Source organism: Ruegeria sp. E8 (assembly GCF_056533985.1).
Genome location: NZ_JBQFOY010000001.1, coordinates 202,348 through 225,313, shown reverse-complemented (window position 1 = coordinate 225,313; position 22,966 = coordinate 202,348). Strand labels below are relative to the sequence as shown.

At 59.6% G+C, this 22,966-nt stretch carries 26 protein-coding genes and 1 tRNA gene; 15 read left to right on the top strand and 12 right to left on the bottom strand.

Annotated elements, in window-relative coordinates; genetic code table 11:
* The first annotated feature begins 12 nt into the window (after positions 1 to 12).
* Both ACR0LF_RS01160 and ACR0LF_RS01155 read left to right on the top strand, forming a co-directional pair.
* Entirely contained in the window at positions 13 to 954 is a 942-nt protein-coding gene (locus ACR0LF_RS01160) for a nucleoside hydrolase (protein ID WP_480573729.1), read from the top strand.
* A complete protein-coding gene (locus tag ACR0LF_RS01155; protein ID WP_480573726.1) occupies positions 951 to 1,400 on the top strand; it encodes a GNAT family N-acetyltransferase in 450 nt (149 codons plus the stop codon). Before ACR0LF_RS01160 ends, ACR0LF_RS01155 begins: the two co-directional genes overlap by 4 nt.
* Here the strand turns inward: ACR0LF_RS01155 and ACR0LF_RS01150 are convergent.
* The 6 genes from ACR0LF_RS01150 to ACR0LF_RS01125 all read right to left on the bottom strand — a co-directional run bounded on the left by ACR0LF_RS01150 (position 1,397) and on the right by ACR0LF_RS01125 (position 5,733).
* Entirely contained in the window at positions 1,397 to 1,561 is a 165-nt protein-coding gene (locus tag ACR0LF_RS01150) for a hypothetical protein (RefSeq protein WP_480573723.1), read from the bottom strand. The two genes, ACR0LF_RS01155 and ACR0LF_RS01150, sit on opposite strands and share 4 nt — an antisense overlap.
* A gap of 126 nt (positions 1,562 to 1,687) precedes the next feature.
* Entirely contained in the window at positions 1,688 to 2,014 is a 327-nt protein-coding gene (locus ACR0LF_RS01145; RefSeq protein ID WP_480573720.1) for a hypothetical protein, read from the bottom strand.
* Between the two features lie 95 nt (positions 2,015 to 2,109).
* Positions 2,110 to 3,387, bottom strand: a complete 1,278-nt coding sequence (gene eno / locus ACR0LF_RS01140; RefSeq protein WP_480573717.1) for a phosphopyruvate hydratase — start codon at positions 3,385 to 3,387, stop codon at positions 2,110 to 2,112.
* A gap of 124 nt (positions 3,388 to 3,511) precedes the next feature.
* On the bottom strand, positions 3,512 to 4,396 hold the full coding sequence (locus tag ACR0LF_RS01135; RefSeq protein WP_480573714.1) for a DMT family transporter: 885 nt from the start codon (positions 4,394 to 4,396) through the stop codon (positions 3,512 to 3,514).
* Between the two features lie 135 nt (positions 4,397 to 4,531).
* Positions 4,532 to 4,945 carry a Fur family transcriptional regulator gene (locus tag ACR0LF_RS01130; RefSeq protein ID WP_480573711.1) on the bottom strand — a complete coding sequence of 138 codons (414 nt, stop codon included), beginning with the start codon at positions 4,943 to 4,945 and terminating at the stop codon, positions 4,532 to 4,534.
* Between the two features lie 83 nt (positions 4,946 to 5,028).
* Positions 5,029 to 5,733 carry an endonuclease/exonuclease/phosphatase family protein gene (locus ACR0LF_RS01125; RefSeq protein WP_480573708.1) on the bottom strand — a complete coding sequence of 235 codons (705 nt, stop codon included), beginning with the start codon at positions 5,731 to 5,733 and terminating at the stop codon, positions 5,029 to 5,031.
* Between the two features lie 220 nt (positions 5,734 to 5,953).
* Between ACR0LF_RS01125 and ACR0LF_RS01120 the strand changes: the two genes are divergently transcribed.
* Entirely contained in the window at positions 5,954 to 6,841 is an 888-nt protein-coding gene (locus ACR0LF_RS01120; RefSeq protein ID WP_480573705.1) for a DMT family transporter, read from the top strand.
* Between the two features lie 13 nt (positions 6,842 to 6,854).
* On the opposite strand, the gene ACR0LF_RS01115 is transcribed toward ACR0LF_RS01120, so the two are convergent.
* Complete coding sequence (locus tag ACR0LF_RS01115; protein ID WP_480576136.1) at positions 6,855 to 8,273, bottom strand: protein adenylyltransferase SelO; 1,419 nt, start codon at positions 8,271 to 8,273, stop codon at positions 6,855 to 6,857.
* A gap of 85 nt (positions 8,274 to 8,358) precedes the next feature.
* Here ACR0LF_RS01115 and ACR0LF_RS01110 point away from each other — a divergent pair, with 85 nt between their 5' ends.
* Positions 8,359 to 8,778, top strand: coding sequence for a cupin domain-containing protein (locus ACR0LF_RS01110; RefSeq protein ID WP_480573702.1), 420 nt, complete (start codon positions 8,359 to 8,361; stop codon positions 8,776 to 8,778).
* 97 nt (positions 8,779 to 8,875) lie between these two features.
* Positions 8,876 to 9,646 carry an extensin-like domain-containing protein gene (locus ACR0LF_RS01105; protein WP_480573699.1) on the top strand — a complete coding sequence of 257 codons (771 nt, stop codon included), beginning with the start codon at positions 8,876 to 8,878 and terminating at the stop codon, positions 9,644 to 9,646.
* 27 nt (positions 9,647 to 9,673) lie between these two features.
* Here ACR0LF_RS01105 and ACR0LF_RS01100 read toward each other — a convergent pair whose 3' ends face one another.
* Entirely contained in the window at positions 9,674 to 10,747 is a 1,074-nt protein-coding gene (locus ACR0LF_RS01100; RefSeq protein WP_480576133.1) for an anhydro-N-acetylmuramic acid kinase, read from the bottom strand.
* 305 nt (positions 10,748 to 11,052) lie between these two features.
* Between ACR0LF_RS01100 and tyrS the strand changes: the two genes are divergently transcribed.
* A complete protein-coding gene (gene tyrS, locus ACR0LF_RS01095) occupies positions 11,053 to 12,396 on the top strand; it encodes a tyrosine--tRNA ligase (RefSeq protein ID WP_480573696.1) in 1,344 nt (447 codons plus the stop codon).
* A 69-nt stretch (positions 12,397 to 12,465) separates the two neighbouring features.
* Here the strand turns inward: tyrS and ACR0LF_RS01090 are convergent, their stop codons facing one another.
* Positions 12,466 to 13,284: a hypothetical protein gene (locus tag ACR0LF_RS01090; protein ID WP_480573693.1), complete on the bottom strand. Its 819-nt coding sequence runs from the start codon at positions 13,282 to 13,284 to the stop codon at positions 12,466 to 12,468.
* A 223-nt stretch (positions 13,285 to 13,507) separates the two neighbouring features.
* On the opposite strand from ACR0LF_RS01090, the gene ACR0LF_RS01085 reads away from it, so the two are divergent.
* Positions 13,508 to 14,263 (top strand): 3-hydroxyacyl-CoA dehydrogenase, encoded by a 756-nt coding sequence (locus ACR0LF_RS01085; RefSeq protein ID WP_480573689.1) that lies wholly within the window; start codon positions 13,508 to 13,510, stop codon positions 14,261 to 14,263.
* Between the two features lie 72 nt (positions 14,264 to 14,335).
* Here the strand turns inward: ACR0LF_RS01085 and ACR0LF_RS01080 are convergent, their stop codons facing one another.
* The 3 genes from ACR0LF_RS01080 to ACR0LF_RS01070 form a co-directional block, all read right to left on the bottom strand.
* The gene (locus ACR0LF_RS01080) at positions 14,336 to 16,144 is read right to left on the bottom strand and encodes an ABC-F family ATP-binding cassette domain-containing protein (protein ID WP_480573686.1); all 1,809 of its coding nucleotides are present in this window, start codon (positions 16,142 to 16,144) and stop codon (positions 14,336 to 14,338) included.
* Positions 16,145 to 16,212: 68 nt separating this feature from the next.
* On the bottom strand, positions 16,213 to 16,953 hold the full coding sequence (locus ACR0LF_RS01075; RefSeq protein WP_480573682.1) for a GNAT family N-acetyltransferase: 741 nt from the start codon (positions 16,951 to 16,953) through the stop codon (positions 16,213 to 16,215).
* Positions 16,954 to 17,053: 100 nt separating this feature from the next.
* A complete protein-coding gene (locus ACR0LF_RS01070; protein WP_480573679.1) occupies positions 17,054 to 17,530 on the bottom strand; it encodes an outer membrane protein assembly factor BamE in 477 nt (158 codons plus the stop codon).
* A gap of 84 nt (positions 17,531 to 17,614) precedes the next feature.
* Here ACR0LF_RS01070 and ACR0LF_RS01065 point away from each other — a divergent pair, with 84 nt between their 5' ends.
* The 8 genes from ACR0LF_RS01065 to ACR0LF_RS01030 all read left to right on the top strand — a co-directional run bounded on the left by ACR0LF_RS01065 (position 17,615) and on the right by ACR0LF_RS01030 (position 22,966).
* Positions 17,615 to 18,151, top strand: a complete 537-nt coding sequence (locus ACR0LF_RS01065; RefSeq protein ID WP_480573675.1) for a YceD family protein — start codon at positions 17,615 to 17,617, stop codon at positions 18,149 to 18,151.
* Positions 18,152 to 18,357: 206 nt separating this feature from the next.
* Positions 18,358 to 18,564, top strand: coding sequence for a 50S ribosomal protein L32 (gene rpmF, locus ACR0LF_RS01060; protein ID WP_008756996.1), 207 nt, complete (start codon positions 18,358 to 18,360; stop codon positions 18,562 to 18,564).
* A 24-nt stretch (positions 18,565 to 18,588) separates the two neighbouring features.
* Entirely contained in the window at positions 18,589 to 19,677 is a 1,089-nt protein-coding gene (gene plsX / locus ACR0LF_RS01055) for a phosphate acyltransferase PlsX (protein ID WP_480573672.1), read from the top strand.
* A gap of 21 nt (positions 19,678 to 19,698) precedes the next feature.
* Positions 19,699 to 20,670, top strand: coding sequence for a beta-ketoacyl-ACP synthase III (locus tag ACR0LF_RS01050; protein WP_480573669.1), 972 nt, complete (start codon positions 19,699 to 19,701; stop codon positions 20,668 to 20,670).
* Positions 20,671 to 20,766: 96 nt separating this feature from the next.
* Positions 20,767 to 21,069, top strand: a complete 303-nt coding sequence (gene ihfA, locus ACR0LF_RS01045) for an integration host factor subunit alpha (protein ID WP_152458234.1) — start codon at positions 20,767 to 20,769, stop codon at positions 21,067 to 21,069.
* 18 nt (positions 21,070 to 21,087) lie between these two features.
* Positions 21,088 to 21,687: a MerR family transcriptional regulator gene (locus tag ACR0LF_RS01040; RefSeq protein WP_480573666.1), complete on the top strand. Its 600-nt coding sequence runs from the start codon at positions 21,088 to 21,090 to the stop codon at positions 21,685 to 21,687.
* 61 nt (positions 21,688 to 21,748) lie between these two features.
* Positions 21,749 to 21,825, top strand: a tRNA-Pro gene (locus ACR0LF_RS01035).
* Between the two features lie 61 nt (positions 21,826 to 21,886).
* Positions 21,887 to 22,966, top strand: coding sequence for a 2'-deoxycytidine 5'-triphosphate deaminase (locus tag ACR0LF_RS01030; protein WP_480576131.1), 1,080 nt, complete (start codon positions 21,887 to 21,889; stop codon positions 22,964 to 22,966).

The window sequence follows — 22,966 nt, the reverse complement described above, 5'->3', positions numbered from 1 at the left end:
CCGGAGACGACCATGCCCCCCCGCAAGATCATCATCGACACCGACCCCGGACAGGACGACGCCGTCGCCATCCTGCTGGCGCTGGCCAGCCCCGAAGAGATCGACCTGCTGGGCATCACCGCCGTCGCCGGGAACGTGCCGCTGGAACTGACAGCCAAGAATGCCCGTATCGTCTGCGAACTGGCGGGCCATACCGAGGTACCGGTCTATGCCGGGTGCGACCGCCCGTTGAACCGCCCTCTGGTCACTGCGGAACATGTGCATGGCAAAACTGGCCTCGACGGTCCCGACCTGCCCGATCCCACCATGCCGCTGGCCAAAGGCCACGCCGTCGACTTCATCATCGACACCCTGCGCGCGCATGAGCCAGGTACCGTGACGCTCTGCCCTCTGGGCCCGCTGACCAACATCGCGACGGCCTTTCAGAAAGCCCCCGATATTGTCGAGCGTGTGCAGGAAATCGTGCTGATGGGCGGTGCCTATTTCGAGGTAGGCAACATCACCCCAACGGCAGAATTCAACATCCATGTCGACCCGCAAGCCGCTGATATCGTGTTCAGATCAGGCCGACCCATCGTTGTGATGTCTCTGGACGTGACGCACAAGGCGCTGGTCACGAAACCCCGCAACGACGCCTTCCGCGCCATTGGCAACAAGGTCGGCATTGCGGTGGCCGAGATGACGGATTTCTTTGAACGGTTCGACAAGAACAAATACGGCAGCGAAGGCGCACCACTGCACGATCCCTGTGTAACCGCCTATCTGATCCGGCCCGATCTGTTCTCGGGCCGTCATGTGAATGTCGAGATTGAAACCCAGTCGGAACTGACCATGGGTATGACCGTGGCCGACTGGTGGGGCGTCACCGACCGCGCGCCCAACGCGATCTTCATGGGCGATCTGGATGCCGATGGCTTCTTTGCCCTGCTCACCGAACGGCTGGCCCGGCTATGAGCGCCGCCCTTCGCCTTGCCCGCCCCGATGACCTGGACCGCCTGATGGGACTGGTCTCTGCCTTTCATGCCGAGGCCGGAATCGCGCAGGATGCAGACCAAAGACGCGAAGCCCTGTTGCCACTGCTAGAAGGCATCCCCCACGGTTGCGTCTATCTGATCGGCCCGGGCCGCGCGCCGCTGGGCTATATCATCCTGACCTTCGGCTGGTCGGTCGAATTCGGGGGACTGGACGGTTTTGTCGATGAAATCTACATCCGCCCTGCCGTGCGCGGTCGCGGCATCGCGACCGAAGTTTTGCTGGATCTCCCCAAAGCATTGTCCGAAGCGGGGCTGACTGCCCTTCATCTGGAAGTCGATCGGCACAATGAAGCGGCTCAGAAGCTTTACCTGCGTACCGGGTTCAGACAGCGCGACAGATATATGCTGATGAGCAGGACGCTTTAACGCGACTCGCCCCGGAAGATATTAGCCGGATTCATGTCGTGTACGGGGTCATTCGCCGAGACCTCTTCCCCGGTAATCGGGTACGTCCCCGGCCCGGCACAGGCCGCCATCAGTCCAATCGAGAGCATGGAGAGTGTCAGAAGGAATTTTGATACAGTCATCGTCGTCTCCTTTCCGCAATACAGGCAGATTAGGACACGACTCACCGGCAGGGTTAGGAACAAGTTCACACATAAGCATATTTATGTCGGCGAATTCTTGCCAATAGCCTATCCGAGCACTTTCGCTTACGGCGCTAATCCACAGTTTTTCTTCATTGTTCTTTCCATCTTCCGAAATTGCTTTTCGATCCGTCGGCGGTTGGGCAAATGCGCCAGTTCGCTTTCCTTACCGACGCCCGTAAACCACGCTTCGAACAACAAAGCCTTGATATCGTCATCCAGGACAACGTCGGCGACCTGATACGCGCACAGGCAATCCGTAAGGTTCATCGACCCACCGCGACCGTCATCAATCATCTTCTGGCACACCACTTTCGCAGACGGGGTCGCCGCCGCGATCTGCGGAAACCCAAGGGCGATCAAGGCGCCAATCACACAAAATACGACTCTCATTACTCTCACCTCATCCAAATGACCTCGGGCAAAAAAAGAACCCTCTTTCGATGAAAGAGGGTTCCTTGGAGTGTTCTATCACTATGCGACGTTGGTCACCGCTTGAGGATCGACGCGCCCGCGTATTCCGCCACCTCACCCAGCGATTCCTCGATGCGGATCAGTTGGTTGTACTTGGCCAACCGGTCCGACCGCGCCAGCGAGCCGGTTTTGATCTGTCCGCAGTTCGTCGCCACAGCCAGATCGGCGATCGTGGCATCCTCGGTCTCGCCCGAACGGTGCGACATCACGTTGGTATACCGCGCGCGGTGGGCCATATCGACAGCACGCAGGGTCTCGGTCAGCGATCCGATCTGGTTCACCTTGACCAGCATCGAGTTGGCGCAGCCACGCTCGATCCCCTCGGCCAGACGCGCGGGGTTGGTCACGAACAGGTCGTCACCCACCAGCTGCACCTTGTCGCCGATGGCGTCGGTCAGGGCTTTCCAGCCGTCCCAGTCATCCTCGGACATGCCGTCCTCGATCGAGATGATCGGGTAGTCTTTGACCAGCGCCGCCAGATATTCGGCGTTTTCCTCGGACGTCAGCGAGATGTTCTCACCCGACAGGACATACTTGCCGTCCCTGTAGTATTCGGTTGCCGCGCAATCCAGCGCCAGATGAATTTCCTCACCCGGCTTGTAGCCCGCTTTTTCAATGGACTGGAGGATGAAATCCAGTGCTTCACGGGTGGATGCGATATTGGGTGCAAAACCACCCTCATCGCCGACACCAGTGGCAAGGCCAGCAGCTGACAGCTCGCGTTTCAGCGTGTGGAACACTTCGGAGCCCATGCGAACGGCTTCGCGGATATTCGCGGCCGCGGTCGGCATGATCATGAATTCCTGAATGTCGATCGGGTTGTCGGCGTGCTCACCGCCGTTGATGATGTTCATCATCGGCACCGGCAGAACCCGGGCCGAGGTGCCACCGACATAGCGATACAACGGCTGCGTGGTGAAGTCCGCCGCCGCCTTCGCGGTCGCCAGCGACACACCCAGAATGGCGTTTGCACCCAGTCGACCCTTGTTCTCGGTCCCGTCCAGTTCGATCATTGCCTGGTCGATGGCCACCTGCTCGGTCGCGTCGAACCCCACCAGTTCCTCGGCAATTTCACCGTTCACGGCAGCAACAGCCTCAAGCACGCCCTTGCCCATGTAACGCGCCTTGTCACCGTCGCGCTTTTCCACCGCCTCGTAGGCGCCGGTCGATGCGCCCGAGGGCACAGCAGCGCGGCCCATGGTGCCGTCTTCCAGAATCACGTCCACCTCAACCGTCGGGTTGCCCCGGCTGTCCAGAATTTCGCGTGCGTGAATGTCGATGATGGTGCTCATGAGGCCGGTCCCTGTGGATGCAATCAGTTGCATGCCTCATACCAGCACGCGGCAAAAAGTAAACCGTCATTGTTACCGCTAACACGCATTCCGACCGGTGTTTGCGCCAACGTGCGACGATCCGTCAGGCTGCGGCGATTGCCATCTCGCGTGCCAGCCTGCGTTCACGGATAAAGGTGTACATACCCGATCCGATGATCAGCGTCGCACCCACCAGCATCACCCAATCGGGACGTTCGCCGAACATCAGCATCCCGGCGATGATCGAGAACACCAGACGGGTATACCGGAAGGGCATCAATGCCGAGGCTTCTCCCACCCGCATGGCGGTGACAATGCCGTAATACCCTAAAACGCCAAAACCGATGGCCCCCAGATACGGACCCGTCTGGCCGCCTTGCAGCGGCACGAAGGACGCTCCGGACATCACCATCAGCAGCAGGCCAGCCGCAGCAACCGCGATATAGGCCTGCATCGCCACAACGGACGAGGCGACCCGCGCATCCAGTTTGCGCGTGATCAGGTCGCGCGCGGCAATTGCAAAGACGGTCAGGACCACGAACAAGGAATCCGGCTCGAACCCGTCCAGACCGGGGCGAATGATCATCAGAACGCCGATAAATCCGACACCGATGGCGCTCCACCGACGCCAGCCGACCTGCTCGCCCAGAAACAGGGCTGCCCCCATGGTGACAGCCAGCGGCAAGGCCTGAAACACGGCAGCAACCGTCGACAGATCGATCAGCGACAGAGCGGTCACAAAGCTTACCGCACCTAAACCTTCTGCCCCTGCGCGCAGCATCGGCAATAACTTCCATGCGACCGGATCAAAGATCCGCTTGCGCGTGACCACTGACATGGTCGCGAAGACCATCCCGCAAAACACACCCAGAAACACCATGATCTGGCCTGTCGGCACAGAGCCCGACAGAACCTTGATGAACATGTCCTCAAGAGCGAAAGCAGCCATCGACCCGATGAGCAGCAGAATGCCGTTTACGTTGTTCATTTGCGCGTCCGTAGGAAAAGGGGCACGTCTGGTGCCTATTCACGCACAACAACCTCAACACAGGGCATCTGGCAAGACATTTCCCGTCACGCTTGATGAATTAACGTGAGGGGATCAATCGCGTTTTGTGATGGATCAGTCCTGCTCCAGTGGAACGCCATACAGCTCCAGACGGTGCCCTTTCAGCTTATATCCAAGCTTTGCCGCGATTTTTTCCTGAAGGGCTTCGATCTCGGGGTCGACGAATTCGATCACCTCACCCGATTGCATGTCGATCAGATGGTCATGATGATCACGCTCGGCATCCTCATATCGCGCCCGTCCGTCACCGAATTCCAGGCGTTCCAGTATCCCGGCCTCTTCGAACAGTTTGACCGTGCGATACACCGTCGCGATGGAAATGCCTTTGTCCACGGCAGAGGCACGCGCATACAACTCTTCGACATCCGGATGGTCGGCGCTCTGCTCCAGTACCTGCGCGATGATCCTTCTTTGACCGGTCATGCGCAGCCCTTTGGCTTCACAACGCCCAATAATCGTTTCCGACATGCTGCCCCTCAGAATTGCTCGGGTGTCTGTCTTAGTATGTCTGCGCGCGTTTCGCTACAGGGATTTGTTCTTTTTCAGGCGCGTCAGGCCGCACGTGACAGATCGGCCCAGACCGGCAGATGGTCTGAGGCGATATGCGCGGGCCGCGCGTTGTGAACCCCGTGCGCAACGGCCTGCACCCCGGTGCCCAGCGCGATCCGGTCCAGCGCCCCCAGCGGCTGCGCGGCGGGAAAGCTGGGTCTGGGGGGCAGAAAGCGCATCTCAGGCGCCAGATGATCCAGAACCGGCTGACGCGACCATTCGTTGAAATCCCCGGCCCAAACCGTCGGCATCTGGACCAAATGACCGTCATTTCGCCGAATGTGCAGAATCTGCTGCCGACGGGATGCGGGCAAAAGCCCCAGATGCATCCCCATTACACGCAGCGGCCCGATGGGGGTGTCGAACTCGACACGTACCGCCCCGCGCGGCTCGAGCCCCGGCAATTCGTGGTGCCCTTTTTGGCGAACCGATATGCCCTCGCCCCGCCAGATCACCGCATTGCCGTGCCAACCCAGACTACCAGCGCCCCCCAGATCAACGATCTGCCACCCCGCTTCATCCAGCATGAAATGCGGCAGGGCCGCCGGGCGCGGCGGCAGGCGTTTGTCGGCCTCCTGCAAAACCACGATGTCCGCTTGCATGTTTTCGATGACCTGCAAAATGCGTTGCGGCTGACGCCGGAAATCCAGCCCGACGCATTTTTGAATGTTATAGCTTGCGATACGCAGGGTGGACGAAATGTGCATGGTAAGCCGATAAAACAGGTTGCCCCCAAAGTGCCATGCCTGACGCGGGGTGCAACCCCTCTGTTCTCTTTCAGCTGGCAGGAAGCGCGTGAATCCCCCGCATCCACACAGAACGCACAAAAAGTCCTCAAAAGACCCTGGGCAGATTGTGCAGGGATTGTTCCGGGTGACCCCGTGCTCTATCCGGAAGCAGTAGCGTAGCAGGTTAAATGGGCCTGAGATGGAAGTGCATCAAACACGGTCGGACAACGTCACCCGCGCCAGTCTGGTTCTGGTGATGGGCGGCGCATTATGGGGGCTGTATTGGATCCCGGTTCGGTTCTTTCTTGATCAGGGGCTCACCGGCCCCTGGCCCGGCATCGCGATGTATTGCGCGGCCCTGATTGCGTTGATCCCCTTTATCTGGACCGACAGGCGTATCCTCGTGCGTCAATGGCGCGACCTGATGCTCAGTGGCATGTTCACGGGGGCGGCGTTCAGCCTGTATTCCATCAGCCTTGTCTACACCGATGTGATCCGGTCGATCCTGCTGTTCTACCTCACCCCGATCTGGGGCACACTTCTGGGCGTCGTGTTTCTGGGCGAGCGTCTCAGCCTGATGCGCCTTGCTGGTCTTGTTTGCGGGATCGGTGGGCTGTTTGTTGTGCTGGGTGACGCTGGATTTGTGCCTTGGCCACAGAATACAGGCGACTGGCTTGCACTGGCGTCGGGCATCTGCTGGGCCTTGGGCACACTGGGTCTGTACAAGGCCGGCAGCGTCACCATCTCGGGTCAGGTCTTTGCCTTTATCATCGGCGCACTTTTGCTGTCACTCCTCAGCCTTGCGGTGCTTGGAGGCCAAGCCCTGCCGAACATCGCCCAGGGTGAAATGACCCGCGTCTTGGGTTATGCCCTGTTGTCGGCCTTCTATGTCCTGCCCATGGTTTTCATGACGATCTGGCCAGCAACAAAACTGTCCCCTGCGCGGGTCGGCCTGCTGTTGATGAGCGAGGTTGTCGTCGGCATCGCCTCGGCCGCCGCCCTGTCAGGCGAACCTTTTGGCCTGCGCGAATTTCTGGGCGCCACCCTGATCGTCAGCGCCGCTGTACTTGAAATCGTACGCAAATAGATCGGTGCTATCGTCACGTCCCGCAGAACGTCGCGTGGACAACTTCACTCTCTGCCGGGGGACGCTTCAGATCTGCCGCATCGCCCTGATCGTCAAAAGACCGCGCCAGAACAGCGTTCAACCGGTGGAACGGCCCATAATCCCCCGCTACTGCGGCCTGGATCATCTGCTCGACCCGGTGATTGCGCGGAATGAACGCTGGGTTCGCAGCGGCCATCACGCCCTGTGGTGCCTCTTCGCGCGTTAACCGCGCGCGCCAGCCCTCTTCCCAATTGTCAAAACCCGCCGGGTCAAGAAACTGATCCCGCGCCGCGTCACTGCCCAGCGCCCGGAAGGTATTGGTGAAATCAGCCTGCCCCTCGGCCATGAGCTTCAGCAGGTCGGTGACCAGCTCCAGATCGCCCTCTTCGGCGGTTGTCAGACCGATTTTCGCACGGAATCGGGCCATCCAGTTTTGCTGCAAGAGGTCCGGCATCGCATGGACGATCTCGGTCGCCTCTTCCACGGCGGCCTCCTTGGCGTCCATCTGCTGGATCAGCGCCGTCGCCAATTGCGCAAGGTTCCAGACCGCAATGTCGGGTTGGCTTGAATAGGCATAACGCCCCATCCGGTCAATCGAGCTGTAGACCGTGTTGGGATGGTACGCGTCCATGAACGCGCATGGACCATAATCAATGGTCTCCCCCGCGATCGAGCAATTGTCAGTGTTCATCACCCCATGAATGAACCCAACGCTCATCCATTGCGCAATCAGGCTGGCCTGCGCATCCCGCACCGACCGCAACAGGCCCATTGGACCTTCCGCCTCGGGGTAGTGGCGCGCGATGGCGTAATCCGTCAGGCGTTTCAGGCTGTCCAATTGGCCGCGCGCGGCAAAAACCTGAAACGTACCGACCCGAAGGTGGCTGGTCGCAACCCGCGTCAGCACCGCACCGGGCATCGGCCTTTCGCGAAACACGGTCTCGCCTGTCTCCACGGCAGCCAACGCACGGGTGGTCGGGATGCCCAGCGCATGCATCGCCTCGGACACCACATATTCGCGCAGCACCGGCCCCAGCCACGCCCGGCCATCGCCTCGTCGGGAAAACGGCGTGGGACCCGAGCCTTTCAGCTGTATGTCCCGGCGCACACCGTCCGTGCCGACAGTCTCACCCAGCAACACCGCGCGCCCGTCGCCAAGCTGCGGGTTGTACTGACCGAACTGATGCCCGGAATATAGCTGCGCGATGGGTTCAGCCCCCGTCGGAATACTATTCCCCGCAAAGGCTTCGGCCATGTCCTGCACCTCTCCGGGGGAAATCCCCAGCAACCGCGCCAGATCATCGTTGAACACAATCATCTTCGGCGCGCGTACAGGAACCGGTGCCTGTCGCGCAAAGAACGCGTTGGGCAGACGGGCATAGGTGTTATCGAAAGGGATCGTCAGTGTCATGTCGCAAACATATTCCTCGGGCGCACGAATACCATAGCGGATCGCGCCTGCCCGTGCATAATCGCGCCCAAACAAGAGGGACAGCATGACCGCACAAGAGATTATCGACCGCCTGAACCTGCAACAACACCCCGAAGGCGGTTGGTATGCCGAGACCTGGCGCGCCGAAAACGATGGCCGCCCCACGGGAACCTGCATCTATTTCCTGCTGCAAGCAGGTGAAAGCAGTCACTGGCACCGTGTCGATGCGACCGAGATCTGGCTGTATCACGCAGGCGCGCCGCTTGTGCTGTCCCTCAGCGCGACTGACGAAGGCCCCGCCTCTGAACACTTGCTGACACCCGATCTGTCCGCAGGTGCGCCACAATTGATCGTCCCGCAAGGCCATTGGCAAGCCGCCCGCAGCACGGGCGGCTACACTCTGGTCAGCTGCACGGTATCCCCCGGATTTCAGTTCGAAGGATTTGAACTGGCCGCTCCGGGTTTCGATATCCCCAAAGTATAGCCGGTCACAGAGCGACCTCTGAAAAGGTGAGTTTACAGATAGTTGCCTATTGATCATTCTGGACCCGTGGTCACAGGCACCGGAGTAACGAGTGAGAATGAAACAGGTCTTTCTGTCTGTCCTGTTCCTTTGTCAAAGCGCTGCTTTCGCAAGCGCCGAGCCCACCTGCGCTGAAACCCGAATTGCATCCGATCTGACCGCACCGGAACTGACCGGGGAAGACGCCGCCGAGGATCTCGACGCCGCTGAGGCCATAGAACCTGCGGTGCTGGTCTCAAGACGTCCGGCCTTGCGGCCCTGCAAGTTCCGGCAATTTGAAGTGGGCCGCGCCCGCATGGTTGAACGTGGCGCAGTTTGTGGTGACTGGACCATTCTGGGGGAGGTACGCAAACCCCTTGCCGGAAAGGTCCGCGGCTGCGGGATCGCCAATCCGGTTCGGGTTTACAAGGTCGCGGATATCGCGCTCAGCCAATTTTCGTTGATGGACTGTCAGACTGCGGTCACGCTGAAAACGTGGATCGAAAACACCGCCAAACCCGCCTTTGCCGATATGGGCGGTGGGCTGAAAGGGATGCGGATCGTCGGCCACTATGCCTGTAAGAGCCAGAACAACCAGCCGCGCGCGCGCATTTCGGAACATGCGCGCGGAAAGGCGATCGATATCTCGACCTTCGTTCTAAAGGACGGAAGGCAGATCACCGTCCAGGATGGCTGGAACGACAGCGACCAAAGCGCCGTTTTGCGAGAGCTGCACAGCGGAGCCTGCGGCGTGTTCGGAACCGTGCTTGGCCCCGACGCGGATCGCTATCACAAAGGGCATTTCCACTTCGATACTGCCCGCCGCAGCAGCGGCCCGGTTTGCAGGTAGTCCTCGGCGTTGCTTTAGAGCAAGCTATCAAACCGCCTGCTGCACGCTCACCGAACTGACAACCCCGCCGCCGACCAGCGCCTGAACGCCGGTGGTTCCGGGGCACGATGTCGGCAAGCCGCGGGCGACGCGCACCGCCAGATAGGCAAAGGCCTGCGCTTCTAGCATGTCCCCGTCCAGCCCCACCGTTTCAACCGGCTCGACCGGACAGTCAAGCGACACACGCAGCATCTCCATCAACACGGGGTTCTTTCTGCCGCCCCCTGTGACCAGCAGGCAAGACGGTGGTTTGGGACAATGCTCCATCCCCTGCACCACACCTGCGGCACACATCCCGGTCAGGGTGGCCACCGCATCGGCGTCGTTCAGTTCCTGCACCAGACCGATCATTTCCGCAAAATCGTTCCGGTCCAGCGATTTCGGCGGCATCCGGGCAAAATAAGGCTCGGCCAGAAACAGCTCCAGCGCGCCCATCTCAACGGTACCATCCCGCGCAAGCGCCCCGTCGCGGTCCATAGGCAGCCCCAGCCGGGCCTGCATCAGATCGTCAACCGGCGCATTGGCCGGCCCTGTATCAAAGGCGAGCAGCGCGCCGGGTGCTTCGGGGCCATCAAAGGTCGGGTCGACATAGGTCAGGTTGCCGACCCCGCCCAGATTCAGGAAACACAAGGGCCGGTCGGCACAGAACCATTTGGCGCAGGCAAAGTGAAAGAACGGCGCCAGCGGCGCGCCCTCGCCCCCCATCGCAACGTCATCGCTGCGGAAATCCCAGACGACGGGACGCCCAAGCGCCTGCGCCAGCCCGAGGCCATCGCCCACTTGCAAGGTCCCCCGCCCGCGCGGCTCATGTGCCAGCGTCTGGCCGTGAAAGCCGATCAGGTCTATGTCTTCAAACTCAGACAGCGCTTCGGCATGGGCAAAGGTCACCATCTCTGCCGCTGTATCGACCTCGGGACCATGCCACCGCCCTAGCGCTGCTCGCAGTACATCTCGCTCGGCATCCGAATAGGCGCGATACCCGCTCTCCCCAAAGCCAAAGATCGAATGCCCATCGGTTTCCACCACCGCAGCGTCCACCCCGTCCATCGACGTGCCGGACATCGCGCCCAATGCCCGGACCGCTCCGTGTTTTTTGATGGTCTGGCCCAAGCCCGCCTCCTGAATTGGCTGTATCGTCCGCCGCATCCGGGTCTGGGGTTTCACCTCTGGGTTGCAGCCCAGTCAACCTGCATTCTGTTGGGCGACAAAGGCAAGCGTTCTGATCTGGCTACCAGGCTTTTTTCTCAGGACGCGTGTCTGGATCGACACCCTTGATCCCACCCCGCGCCTCAGATGAAAAGGTGGCTTTTCCTCACCCGCGCTGCCGCCTATACAGTGCCCCGCAATAGTAACCCAAAGGGCACGATATGACCTACCACCCCAAATCGGATTTCATCGCCACGATGATCGAGCGCGGCTTTCTCGCCGACTGCACCGATTATCAGGGCCTTGACGACGCGCTGATCTCTGGGGTGCAGACGGCTTATATCGGCTATGATGCCACAGCGCAGTCGCTGCATGTGGGTCACCTGATGAACATCATGGTGCTGCGCTGGTTGCAAAAGACCGGGCACAAGCCGATCACCCTGATGGGTGGCGGCACCACCAAGGTGGGCGACCCCTCGTTCCGCTCGGATGAACGCCCGCTGCTGGGCCCCGAACAGATCGACGCCAATATCGCGGGCATGAAGCAGGTGTTCTCGAAATACCTGTCCTACGACGACAGTGACACCGGCGCGCTGATGCTGAACAATGCCGAGTGGCTGGACAACCTGAACTACCTCGATTTCCTGCGCGATATCGGGCGGCATTTCTCGGTCAACCGGATGCTGAGCTTTGAATCGGTGAAATCGCGTCTGGATCGGGAACAATCGCTGTCCTTCCTCGAATTCAACTACATGATCCTGCAGGCCTATGACTTCCTGGAACTGAACCGCCGCTATGGCTGTGTTCTGCAGATGGGCGGATCGGACCAGTGGGGCAATATCGTCAACGGGATCGACCTGACCCGCCGCGTGCTGGATCAGGAAATCTATGGCCTGACCACACCACTGCTGACCACCAGCGACGGCCGCAAGATGGGCAAAAGCCAGGGCGGCGCGGTCTGGCTGAACGGAGATATGCTCAGCGCCTATGAGTTCTGGCAGTTCTGGCGCAACACCACCGATGCGGATGTGGGCCGGTTCCTGAAAATCTTCACTGAACTGCCCGTCGACGAATGCGACCGTCTGGCCGCGCTTGAAGGATCGGAAATCAACGAGGCCAAGATCCGCCTTGCCAATGAGGTGACCACCCTGCTGCACGGCGCCGAAGCGGCAGCAAATGCCGAAAAAACTGCTAGGGGAGTTTTCGAAAAAGTCGCCGCAGGCGACGGTGAGTACCTTCCGCCTGAGTTTTTGGCCGGACTGCCAACGCTTACGCTTACACCCGATGAAATTGGCGACGGGATATCTATCGTGCAGCTAATCGTGAAATCCGGGCTGGCAAAATCTGGCAAAGAGGCCAAGCGTCTGATCGCGGAAAACGGCGCCAAACTGGACGACGCACCGCTAACAGATTCGGGTTCAAAATTTGAGGTTTATCAAACGGCAACCGGTGAATTTCATGCACGTGTTGTTGGATCAAATGGGCAAATTTTGAAGACGACGAAAGACCTGCAGTTGAAGTTATCTGCGGGCAAAAAACGTCACGCTGTAGTTAAGCTGAGCTAACATTTCTCATAGTGTCTAGGAATAACGGCCACCCAAGCGGGTGGCCGTTTTTCTTCTGGAATGTCACGCTTATCTGCGTTCTTTTCCGCCGCCGCGACCGGGCCGGTCGCCGCTTTCATCATCGTTGGCGTTATTGCCGCGGCCCGGGCTACTGCCTTCACCGCCATTGCCGTGGCCGTTGTTACCCTTGCCACCGCCTTTACCCTTACCGCCTTTACCTTCGCCTTTGCCTTTACCGCCGCCGGATTCACCTTCACCACCGCCGGACTCGCCACCTCCACCGGACTCGCCACCTCCACCGGATTCACCACCTCCGCCGGATTCACCGCCGCCACCGGACTCACCACCACCGCCAGCTTCACCGCCACCGCCGGATTCGCCTCCACCGCCAGATTCACCGCCGCCGCTGCCGGACTCACTTCCACCGCCAGCGGATTCGCCGCCGCCGGTTTCGCCGCCACCACCAGACGCACCTCCACCACCGCCGGTCTCGCCGCCACCACCAGCGGCTCCACCACCAGCAGCAGCACCCGCATCCGCAAATCCAGACTCACCGGGTTCAGAACCTCGGCTTTCGCCCCAATTTTCTGCCGCGCCGGTCAAGTTTGCCGTTGGCAAATCCGTCAACAACGCGGCCAGCCCCGGGCATTGCGCCCCGGTAACACTTAGCGTCGTGGCAAAGTCGGACCGCTTTTGAAGCCTGTCCAGAAAACTCGGCGTCACCTGCACACAATCACACAACCCGGCATAATCCCCTGCATTGGCCAGATTTCGCGCCGTTTTCCAGTTGCAGGTTTCCGGTGCAGCAGCGGCACTGCCAACCATCACCATTCCCAAAACGGGACCAGCAATAACTACGCCCAGCAATTGTTTCTTACTCTTTACCATCACAGATCCTCCTGGCGAACAAACACACAAAGGCTCTGGGTTCTTCGCTCACGAACAGGCGCGTTTTCGTGAAGCGGGGATTAAGTTGTCTTGAAACTCCGCGTATGAACCGCTGTTTTTCTACCTTCTGCGGTAACCTGCCGCCCACAGCCTCAAAGATATGGACACACCCCCTGCCAAACCGTTATTGAACAAGTGTTCATATCTCTGGAAGGAGTCCACCATGCACCTGTCCACCACAGCCGCCCTTGTTACCGGTGGCGCGTCCGGTCTGGGCGAAGCCACGGCCCGCCACTTCGCCTCAGAAGGTGCGCAGGTCACTATTCTGGATCGCGATGCGGATCGCGGTGCACAGGTCGCCTCCGAGATCGGCGGGCATTTCGCACAGACTGATGTGACAGACGAAGACTCGGTGGCCGCCGCCGTGCGTCACGGCATGGACAAGATGGGAAAGATCACCGCGACGGTGAATTGCGCAGGCATCGCTTACGGCATCAAAACAGTCGGCAAGGACGGTCCCCACCCTCTGGATGCGTTCCAGCGAACGATCGACATCAATCTGGTCGGCACCTTCAACGTGTCTCGGCTGGCCGCTGCCGAGATGGCAAAAAATGACCCTGAACCGGACGGCGCGCGCGGCGTGATCATCAACACCGCCTCCATTGCGGCCTATGACGGGCAAAAAGGTCAGGCGGCCTATGCGGCCTCCAAAGGCGGCGTCGTTGGCATGACCTTACCAATGGCGCGCGACCTAGCCTCGACCGGAATTCGAGTCATGACCATTGCGCCCGGCATCTTCATGACCCCGATGCTGGCAGGTTTGCCCGAAGAGATTCAGCAACAGCTGGCCGCTGACGTTCCGAATCCGGCCCGTTTGGGTGACCCGAAAGAATACGGGCGACTGGCCGGTTTCATTGTCGAGATGGGTTATCTGAACGGCGAAGTCATCCGCATCGACGGTGCCCTGCGGATGCGTTGAGGGACGTAAAACCGCTGCTGTTCTTTTGTACAAACCCAGCACTGCCCCAGTGGCGACGGGTACAAAACAAACTTAAGCGCTTTCTGCCTTTTCCTCGAGCATCAGCCATTCCTCTTCAGCGGCAGAGAGTTTCTCCTGCCGCTCCACCAACGCATCGGTCGCTTTCTGGAACTTCACCGGCTCGCGGGTGAATAGCTCGGGGTCGGACATCAGCTCTTCCAATTTGGCAATCTCGGCCTCAAGGCGTGCAATCTCGGCAGGCAGCTTTTCCAGCCGATGCTTTTCCGAGAAGGAAAGGCCAGTTTTCGGCTTCGCTTCCTGCTTTATCTTTGGCTTTGAAGCTTTTGCTTTTTCTTCTTTTTTCCCGGCCACATCACCACGTTGCGCGATATAGTCCGACCACCCTCCGGCATAAACCGTAGCGCGGCCATTCCCTTCCATCGCAATCGTCGTTGTGGCCACTCGATCCAGAAAATCCCGGTCGTGGCTGACCAGCAAAACCGTGCCGTCGTAATCGTCCAGAAGCTCCTGCAACAGGTCCAGCGTCTCGACATCCAGATCGTTGGTCGGTTCGTCCAACACCAAAAGGTTCGAGGATTTCGCCATAAGTTTCGCCAGCAGCAACCGCGCTTTTTCCCCACCAGACAAGGACTTAACGGCCGCTCTTGCCTGTCGTTCGTCGAACAGAAACTCCTTGAGATAGCCGACAACATGCTTGGGTTGCCCACCCACCATCACCTGATCCGCCTTGCCCGAGACGCGCATCTCTGGGTCGCCGGTCAGGCTGTCCCACAGGGTCATTTCAGGATCCAATTGGGCACGGGTCTGATCGAAGACCGCAATCTCAAGGTTCGTCCCCAACGACACCGAACCCTCATCCGGCTCCACCTGTCCCAGCAGCATTTTCAGCAGCGTTGTCTTACCCACTCCGTTGGGCCCGACAAAGGCCACTCGGTCACCGCGCTGCACCAGCAGATCAAAGTTCCGAACGATCTGCTTGTCGCCGAATCCCTTGGCCAACCCTTTGGCTTCAATCACTTTTCGGCCCGATTTCGGCCCGGCCTCCAGCGTCATCGCAGCCGAGCCCTGCCGCTTGATCTGCGCCGCCTTTTCAGCCCGCAAAGCCTGCAAGGCCCGTACCCGGCCCTGGTTGCGCTTGCGTCGGGCGCTGATGCCCTCAACCGCCCATTTCGCTTCGGATTTGATAAGGCGGTTCAACTTGTGGCGTTGCTGGTCTTCTTCCTCCCAAACTTTGTCCCGCCAGGTTTCAAACGCTTCAAAACCCTGCTCTTGCCGACGTACGGCCCCCCGATCGATCCAAAGAGTCGCCTTTGTCAGCGCGCGCAAAAAGGCCCTGTCGTGCGAGATCAACACAAACGCCGCACGAGTCGCCCCAAGCTCCCGCTCCAGCCACGCAATGGCCTCGATATCCAGATGGTTGGTCGGCTCGTCCAACAACATCAGATCCGGCGCTTCGGCCATCAACTTGGCCAGCGCGGCCCGCCGCCGCTCTCCACCCGAGGCCGTTTCGACCGCGCGTGACGGATCGAACTTCAGCCCTTCTCCCGCACGTTCAACTTTGTAGAGCTCGCCTGGCTCCAACCCGCTGGACGCATAATCACCCAGCGTCGCAAACCCTTGCATCGTAGGGTCCTGCTCCATGTATCCCACAGACTTCCCGGGCGGGATGACAATCTCACCCCGATCCGCCTCGACCAATCCGGCCATCACTTTCATCAAGGTAGACTTACCCGACCCGTTGCGCCCAACCAGCGCTACGCGGTCGCCGGGCTGAACCACCAGATCAAGCTCGGAAAACACCGGATCACCCCCGAAGGTCAGGGATATGCCGGACATCTGCAACAAAGGAATTCTCGCCATGCCCGCCAGCTAAACCGGCTGGCACAACGCGTCAACGCCTCTGCTTCACCTTTTCGGAAATACTCAATCTACCCGGCCACCGCCCGTAGCAGACGTTTCCGCGCCGGGGGGATCGCCCGGATTTCCAAACCGGTAAATACATGCAGCGTATTCATGTCGCGATCCACAACCGCGTGATCACTGACCCAGCCGCCCATCATCAGATAGCTCCGCAGCAATGGCGGCATCCGCAACATTGCCTTTTTCACATCCGGCCTGCGCCGCAGTCGCGACGCAAAACGAAACACGTGCGGCGCCTTTACCTGCGGCAACCACCGTTTCGGCGCCAAATGACGATGCTTGAGCATCGCAAAGGCATCCAGATACTGCCCGGTCTCGGTTCCGGCAAACGAGGAACATCCGAACAGCATCTCGACACCGTTCCGATCCACATAGGCCGTCATCGCACCCCACGCCACGCGCAGGATATCGGGATCGCTGTGATCCGGGTGAATGCAAAACCGGCCCATTTCCACCATGCGTCCACTGAAATCCTCCAGCGAGCTCAGGTCGTAAAACTGAGCCGAATAGCTGTCTCCGATCTCGCCACCATGATCCATGGTCAGCATCCGAAAACAACAGACCAGCCGCTCCGCTGCTTGCATATCCTCCACCAGAATATGATTGCATCGTGCGTCAAAGTCGTCGCCGTCCAGGTGCCGGGTGGCGAAAGTCAGCGTTCGCAGACGCCGCGCGGCAGCGATATCCTCGGCCGACTGCGCCAGTCGGGCGCGATAGCGCCCTTTGCTCAACAAAACTGCCGTCGCCACGGTCGCATCCTCCACGGTTGCTGACCCATTGTTGTCGTCGCAACACCATTAGCACAAGACATGTGACTGTCTTGTGACCACCGCACGGCTCAAGCGCAAATTAGTTGTTCACACCTGGAATATTGGCCGGATTGAAGTTGCCAATATTGCCCAGCAACTGGCGCAGGAAGCCTTTGTCCTGAACGTTGGAATCGGTCACGCGGCGTTCCAGTTCAACCACGACCCCATCTTCCAGGCCAAATCGCTCGATGTTTCTGACGACACCGCGCTGATCAAAGCTGATGGCGACCAGTTCGCGGGATACCACCTCGGGCCGTTTCGGGCCGTAATGGCGAATCCGCGAACGGACATAGTAATAGCCCGAATCCTGCACAACACCCGAAACGCCCGGCGCACCGATGGCCTCTTCCACACTGTCGCGGGTGTCTACACCAACTTTGATTGCCGCCAAATCCTCGGCCGGTGGCACATAGCCGTGATTCTTGAAGATCGGCGTACAAGCCCCGGCCGCGGCCAGACAGGCAACAAACACAAGCGATTTGGTCGCTGGTTTCAACCGGTTTACTACCTTCAACATACGCACCCTCTTGCCTTGGCCTCTTGCGGCTTCTATCCGATTACAGAAACCGCAGCCACGGTTCAACACAGGAAAGGCTCACGAATGAGCAACGTTACATCACTTCGGGTAGCGGACTTGCCCCAAAACGCCCCGACACCCTTTGAACTGCGCCCCACGACCGCCGCTTTGGACGAGATCAGGCAGGACCTGGGTTTGCAGGGGCTGCGCAAACTCAGCTTTTCAGGCGAGGTTCGTGCGCAGGGCAAGCGGGACTGGGTTTTGAATGGCAAACTTGGTGCGACCGTCATCCAACCGTGTGTCGTAACGCTGGAACCCGTCACAACCCGGATCGACGTTCCGGTTCATCGCACATTTCTGGCCGATTGGGCCGATCCCGATGAACCCGAGTTCGAAATTCCGGAAGATGACGAATCCGAGCCCCTGGGACCTGAAATCGACCCGGCCTTAGTGATGATCGAGGCATTGTCGCTGGCCCTGCCGCAATACCCCCGCAAGGACGGGGCGGAGCTGGGCCAGGCGGACTATACCGAACCCGGAAAGCAGGCGATGACGGACGAAGATGTCAAACCCTTTGCCGGATTGGCGGGATTGCGCGATGCGCTGAAAAAAGACGAGTGACAGAGGGGTGATTTCCTGTCATAGCAGGCGGTCAGAAAAATCGCTTGAACATGTCGAGAATCGCAGTATTTTCGCGCGCTCATCGGATTTTGGGTTGGACATTGCGGGGCTCGTCGCCTAAACGCGCGTCAAACCACGATAAAACGAACTACGAAACCCGGGTCGGCAGCGAATCTGCGGCCCCCAGTCAGACAAAGGTTGAGACCATGGCCGTCCAACAGAACAAAGTTTCCAAGTCGCGTCGCAACAACCGTCGCGCACACGACGCTCTGGTTGCTGCAAACCCGAACGAATGCCCGAACTGCGGCGAGCTGAAGCGCCCGCACCACGTTTGCGCATCCTGCGGCCACTATGATGATCGCGAAGTCGTCGCACAGGCCGACGAAATCGATCTGGACGAAGACGCAGCCTAAGCCTGATCGAGCGCAGACCAAGGCATGACTGAACAGCCCACGCACGCCGGACGGATCACCATCTCGGTCGACGCTATGGGTGGGGACGCAGGTCCCTCAGCCGTTGTTGCAGGTCTTGCGAAATCAGCGGACAAGAACCCGGATATCGGGTTCTTGCTGCACGGGCCCGAACAGGTTTTGCGCAAGCTAGTCGCCAAACGGCGTGTCCTTGAGGGGCGCGTCGTTTTTCGTGATTGCCCCGACGTAGTCACGATGGAGGACAAGCCTAGTCAGGTTGTGCGCAACGGTAAGCAGACCTCGATGTGGTCCACATTGGAAGCGGTACGCCAGGGCGAAGCCCATGGCGCAGTTTCCTGCGGCAACACCGGTGCGTTGATGGCTCTGTCGATGATGCGCCTGCGCAAACTGCCGGGCGTGAACCGACCGGCCATTGCGATACTGTGGCCTTCACGCAACCCGCAGGGGTTCAACGTGATGCTGGACGTGGGCGCGGACGTGCGCGCCGACGCCAAGGATTTGCTGCAATACGCCCTGATGGGCGCGTCCTACGCGCGCAACGGCATGGCGCAGAGCCGCCCCCGGATCGGGTTGCTGAATGTCGGCACCGAAGAACACAAAGGGCGCGCGGAACTGAAAGAGGCGCACTCGATGATCGCGGAATTCGCAGAGCAGGCGAATTTCGATTTTGTGGGTTTTGTCGAAGGCAGCGACATTCCCGGCGACAAGGCGGATGTCATTGTAACCGATGGCTTTACCGGCAACGTCGCGATCAAAACCGGCGAAGGCACAGCCAGCCTGATCGGCGACCTGCTGCGTCAGGCCTTCAAGTACTCTCCCCTGTCCCGGCTGGCTTCGATCCTGGCCATCACGTCGCTGAACCGTTTGAAAAAGCGGATCGACCCGCGGCGTGTAAATGGCGGTGTGTTTCTTGGGTTGAACGGCACAGTGGTGAAATCCCACGGCGGCGCAGATGCGACTGGTGTTTCGGCTGCGATAAAACTGGCCTTCACTCTGGCGCAATCCGGCTTTTCCGAAAAATTGGCCGCACGGGTTGCATCCACTGCCCAGCTTGCACAAGATGCCGCGCAAACAGCGCCGCAAACAGACAAATAACAAAAAAGGCAGTAACCCAAAATGGCAGGCCGTTCCGTTGTAGTTGGTGTTGGGCACTATTTGCCTGAGCGTGTTGTTCCGAACGCCGAGTTTGAAAAGTCGCTCGATACGACCGATGAGTGGATCAGAACCCGCTCGGGGATCGAACGCCGCCATTTTGCTGCCGATGACGAAACAACATCCGATCTGGCGACCAAAGCCGCCGAAGCCGCGCTGGCCGATGCGAGCCTGACGGCGGACGATATCGATGCGATTGTTCTGGCGACCTCGACGGCGGACCTGACCTTTCCTTCTGCAGCCACCATGGTTCAGGCCCGGTTGGGCATGACCAAGGGCTTTGCCTTTGATGTGCAGGCCGTTTGCGCGGGATTCGTTTTTGCCCTGTCCAACGCAAACGCCCTGATTGTTTCGGGTCAGGCCAAACGTGTGCTTGTGATCGGGGCCGAAACTTTCTCTCGGATCATGGACTGGACCGATCGATCCACCTGCGTGCTGTTCGGCGACGGAGCCGGCGCATTGATACTGGAAGGTCAGGACGGCAATGGCACCGCCGAGGATCGGGGCATTCTGGCAACCGATCTGAATTCGGACGGGCGCTATAAAGACCTTCTCTATGTCGATGGCGGCGTTTCAACCCAGTCCACAGGCCATTTGCGCATGCAGGGCAATCAGGTATTCCGCCATGCCGTTGAAAAACTTGCCAAAACAGCCGAAACGGCTTTGGGTCACGCGGGGCTGAACAGTTCGGACGTAGACTGGATCGTGCCGCATCAGGCCAATATCCGCATCATCCAGGGCACCGCCAAGAAAATGGGCCTGCCGATGGAAAACGTTGTGGTGACCGTTCAGGATCACGGCAACACCTCGGCAGCATCGATTCCCCTGGCTCTGTCTGTGGGCAAGCAACGCGGTCAGATCAAACCCGGCGATCTGATCGTAACCGAGGCCATTGGCGGCGGTCTGGCCTGGGGCGCTGTGGTTCTGCGCTGGTAACCGGCGCAATCCAGCTTACACAGCCGCCCGCAATTCATTGATATTGACAGCGAATTTGCCATACCCATATGCTTCAACAGCAACAGGGGAAATAGCATGGGCGACAAAACACTGACTCGAATGGATCTGAGCGAAGCGGTCTTTCGTGAAGTAGGATTATCACGGAACGAAAGCGCACAGCTGGTTGAAAGCGTTCTGAACCACATGTCCGACGCTCTTGTGCGCGGAGAGCAGGTCAAGATCTCGTCCTTCGGTACATTCAGTGTTCGTGACAAGACCGCCCGTGTCGGCCGCAACCCCAAAACCGGCGAAGAAGTTCCGATTCAGCCGCGCCGCGTGCTGACCTTCCGCCCGTCGCATCTGATGAAGGATCGCGTCGCAGCCGGGAATCGCAAGTAAGCCCGAGGTTACGCGGATATGAGCAAGTCTCCCGACGCGTTTCGCACCATCAGCGAAGTTGCGGATTGGCTTGGCGTTCAGGCCCATGTGCTGCGTTTCTGGGAAAGCCGGTTCACGCAGGTGAAGCCGGTGAAACGCGCCGGTGGGCGTCGGTATTATCGACCCAATGACATGCGTCTGCTGGGCGGCATCAAGAAACTGCTGCACGAAGACGGTATCACGATCAAGGGCGTTCAACGCATTCTACGGGAACAGGGCGTCGCGCATGTCGCTTCGCTGTCCCCGTCTCTGGACGAACCGGGCCCTGCCCCGGTCGAGCCCGTTCAGGACACCGTAGTACCGTTCGAACCAAAACCGGCACCCAGCACAGAACAGATTCGTATGGATCTGGGTGAACCGTCCAAGCCGCAGGTGAAGGAAAAGGCGCAGATCGACGCCCAACCCGCAGCGGCAGCACATCCCGAACCCGAACTGGATACCGCGCCGCTGATGGGTGGAATCACCTCACTGGCGTGGAACCGGGCCGAGTTTGACGACGATTTGCTACGCCGCATCGCGCCGGTTGCAAAAGACCTGCGCCGCTGGCTGGATCGCGTCGAAACACAGGCGACGGGTTAGGAAAAAAGGCATTGTTTTCCTCTTGCTCCTGCCGGGAAAACCTTTATGAACACCCCAACGTCGGGCTATGGCGCAGCCTGGTAGCGCGTCCGTCTGGGGGACGGAAGGTCGCAGGTTCGAGTCCTGCTAGCCCGACCAAATCACACCGACGTTTATGGCACACAGGCCAGATCCCACTCTGGCACCAGAGGGGATCGAGATGACAGGTGTATGCCCAAACCAGCAACTAGAGGCGATGATCGCGCGCGATGAGATCGCCGCCAGCCCAGAGGTTCTGTCTGCACAAATACAGCCCGCCAGTCTTGATTTACGTCTGGGAACAGTCGCTTACCGGGTACGCGCCTCGTTCCTGGCAGGTGAAGGTCGGACCGTCACGGATCGTTTGGCCGAGTTTGAGATGCATCGCATCGATATCTCGGAAGGCGCTGTTCTGGAAAAAGGCTGCGTCTATCTGGTACCCCTGATGGAATCGCTCGCCCTGCCCGCAGACATGAGCGCGGTGGCGAACGCCAAAAGCTCGACCGGGCGGCTGGACCTTCTGACGCGCACCATCACTGATGGCGGGACCGAGTTTGACCGGGTGCCTGCGGGATACACCGGTCCGCTCTATGCCGAGATTTGCCCGCGTTCCTTCTCGGTTCTGGTGCGCCCCGGGATGCGCCTGAACCAGATCCGGTTCCGTCAGGGTCAGGCCGTGTTGTCGGATACCGAGTTAAAGGCATTGCACGCCGAGTCTCCGCTGGTCGATGGCCCCGCTGTGATCCAGGATGGTCTGGGCTTTTCGGTCGACCTGCAACTTCCCGATACCGACCTGGTCGGCTATCGCGCCAAACCCCATACCGGCGTTATCGATCTGGATCGAATCGGCGAATACGACCCGCAGGACTATTGGGAGGAAGTGCGCACTAAGGATGGTTGCATCATCCTCGATCCCGGCGCGTTCTATATCCTTGTCAGCCGCGAGGCGGTGCATATCCCGCCGATGTATGCCGCCGAAATGGCGCCCTATCTGGCGATGGTTGGCGAGTTCCGGGTGCATTATGCCGGGTTCTTCGACCCCGGCTTTGGTCATGCAGCCGCCGGTGGCGCCGGATCACGCGGCGTCCTTGAAGTGCGCTGCCACGAAGCCCCCTTCGTGCTTGAGCATGGGCAGGTTGTGGGGCGTCTGGTTTACGAAAAAATGGCCGAGATGCCGACGCAGCTCTATGGTGCGGGGATTGCTTCGAACTATCAGGGGCAAGGTCTGAAACTGTCAAAGCACTTCAAGGCGGTAGGCTGA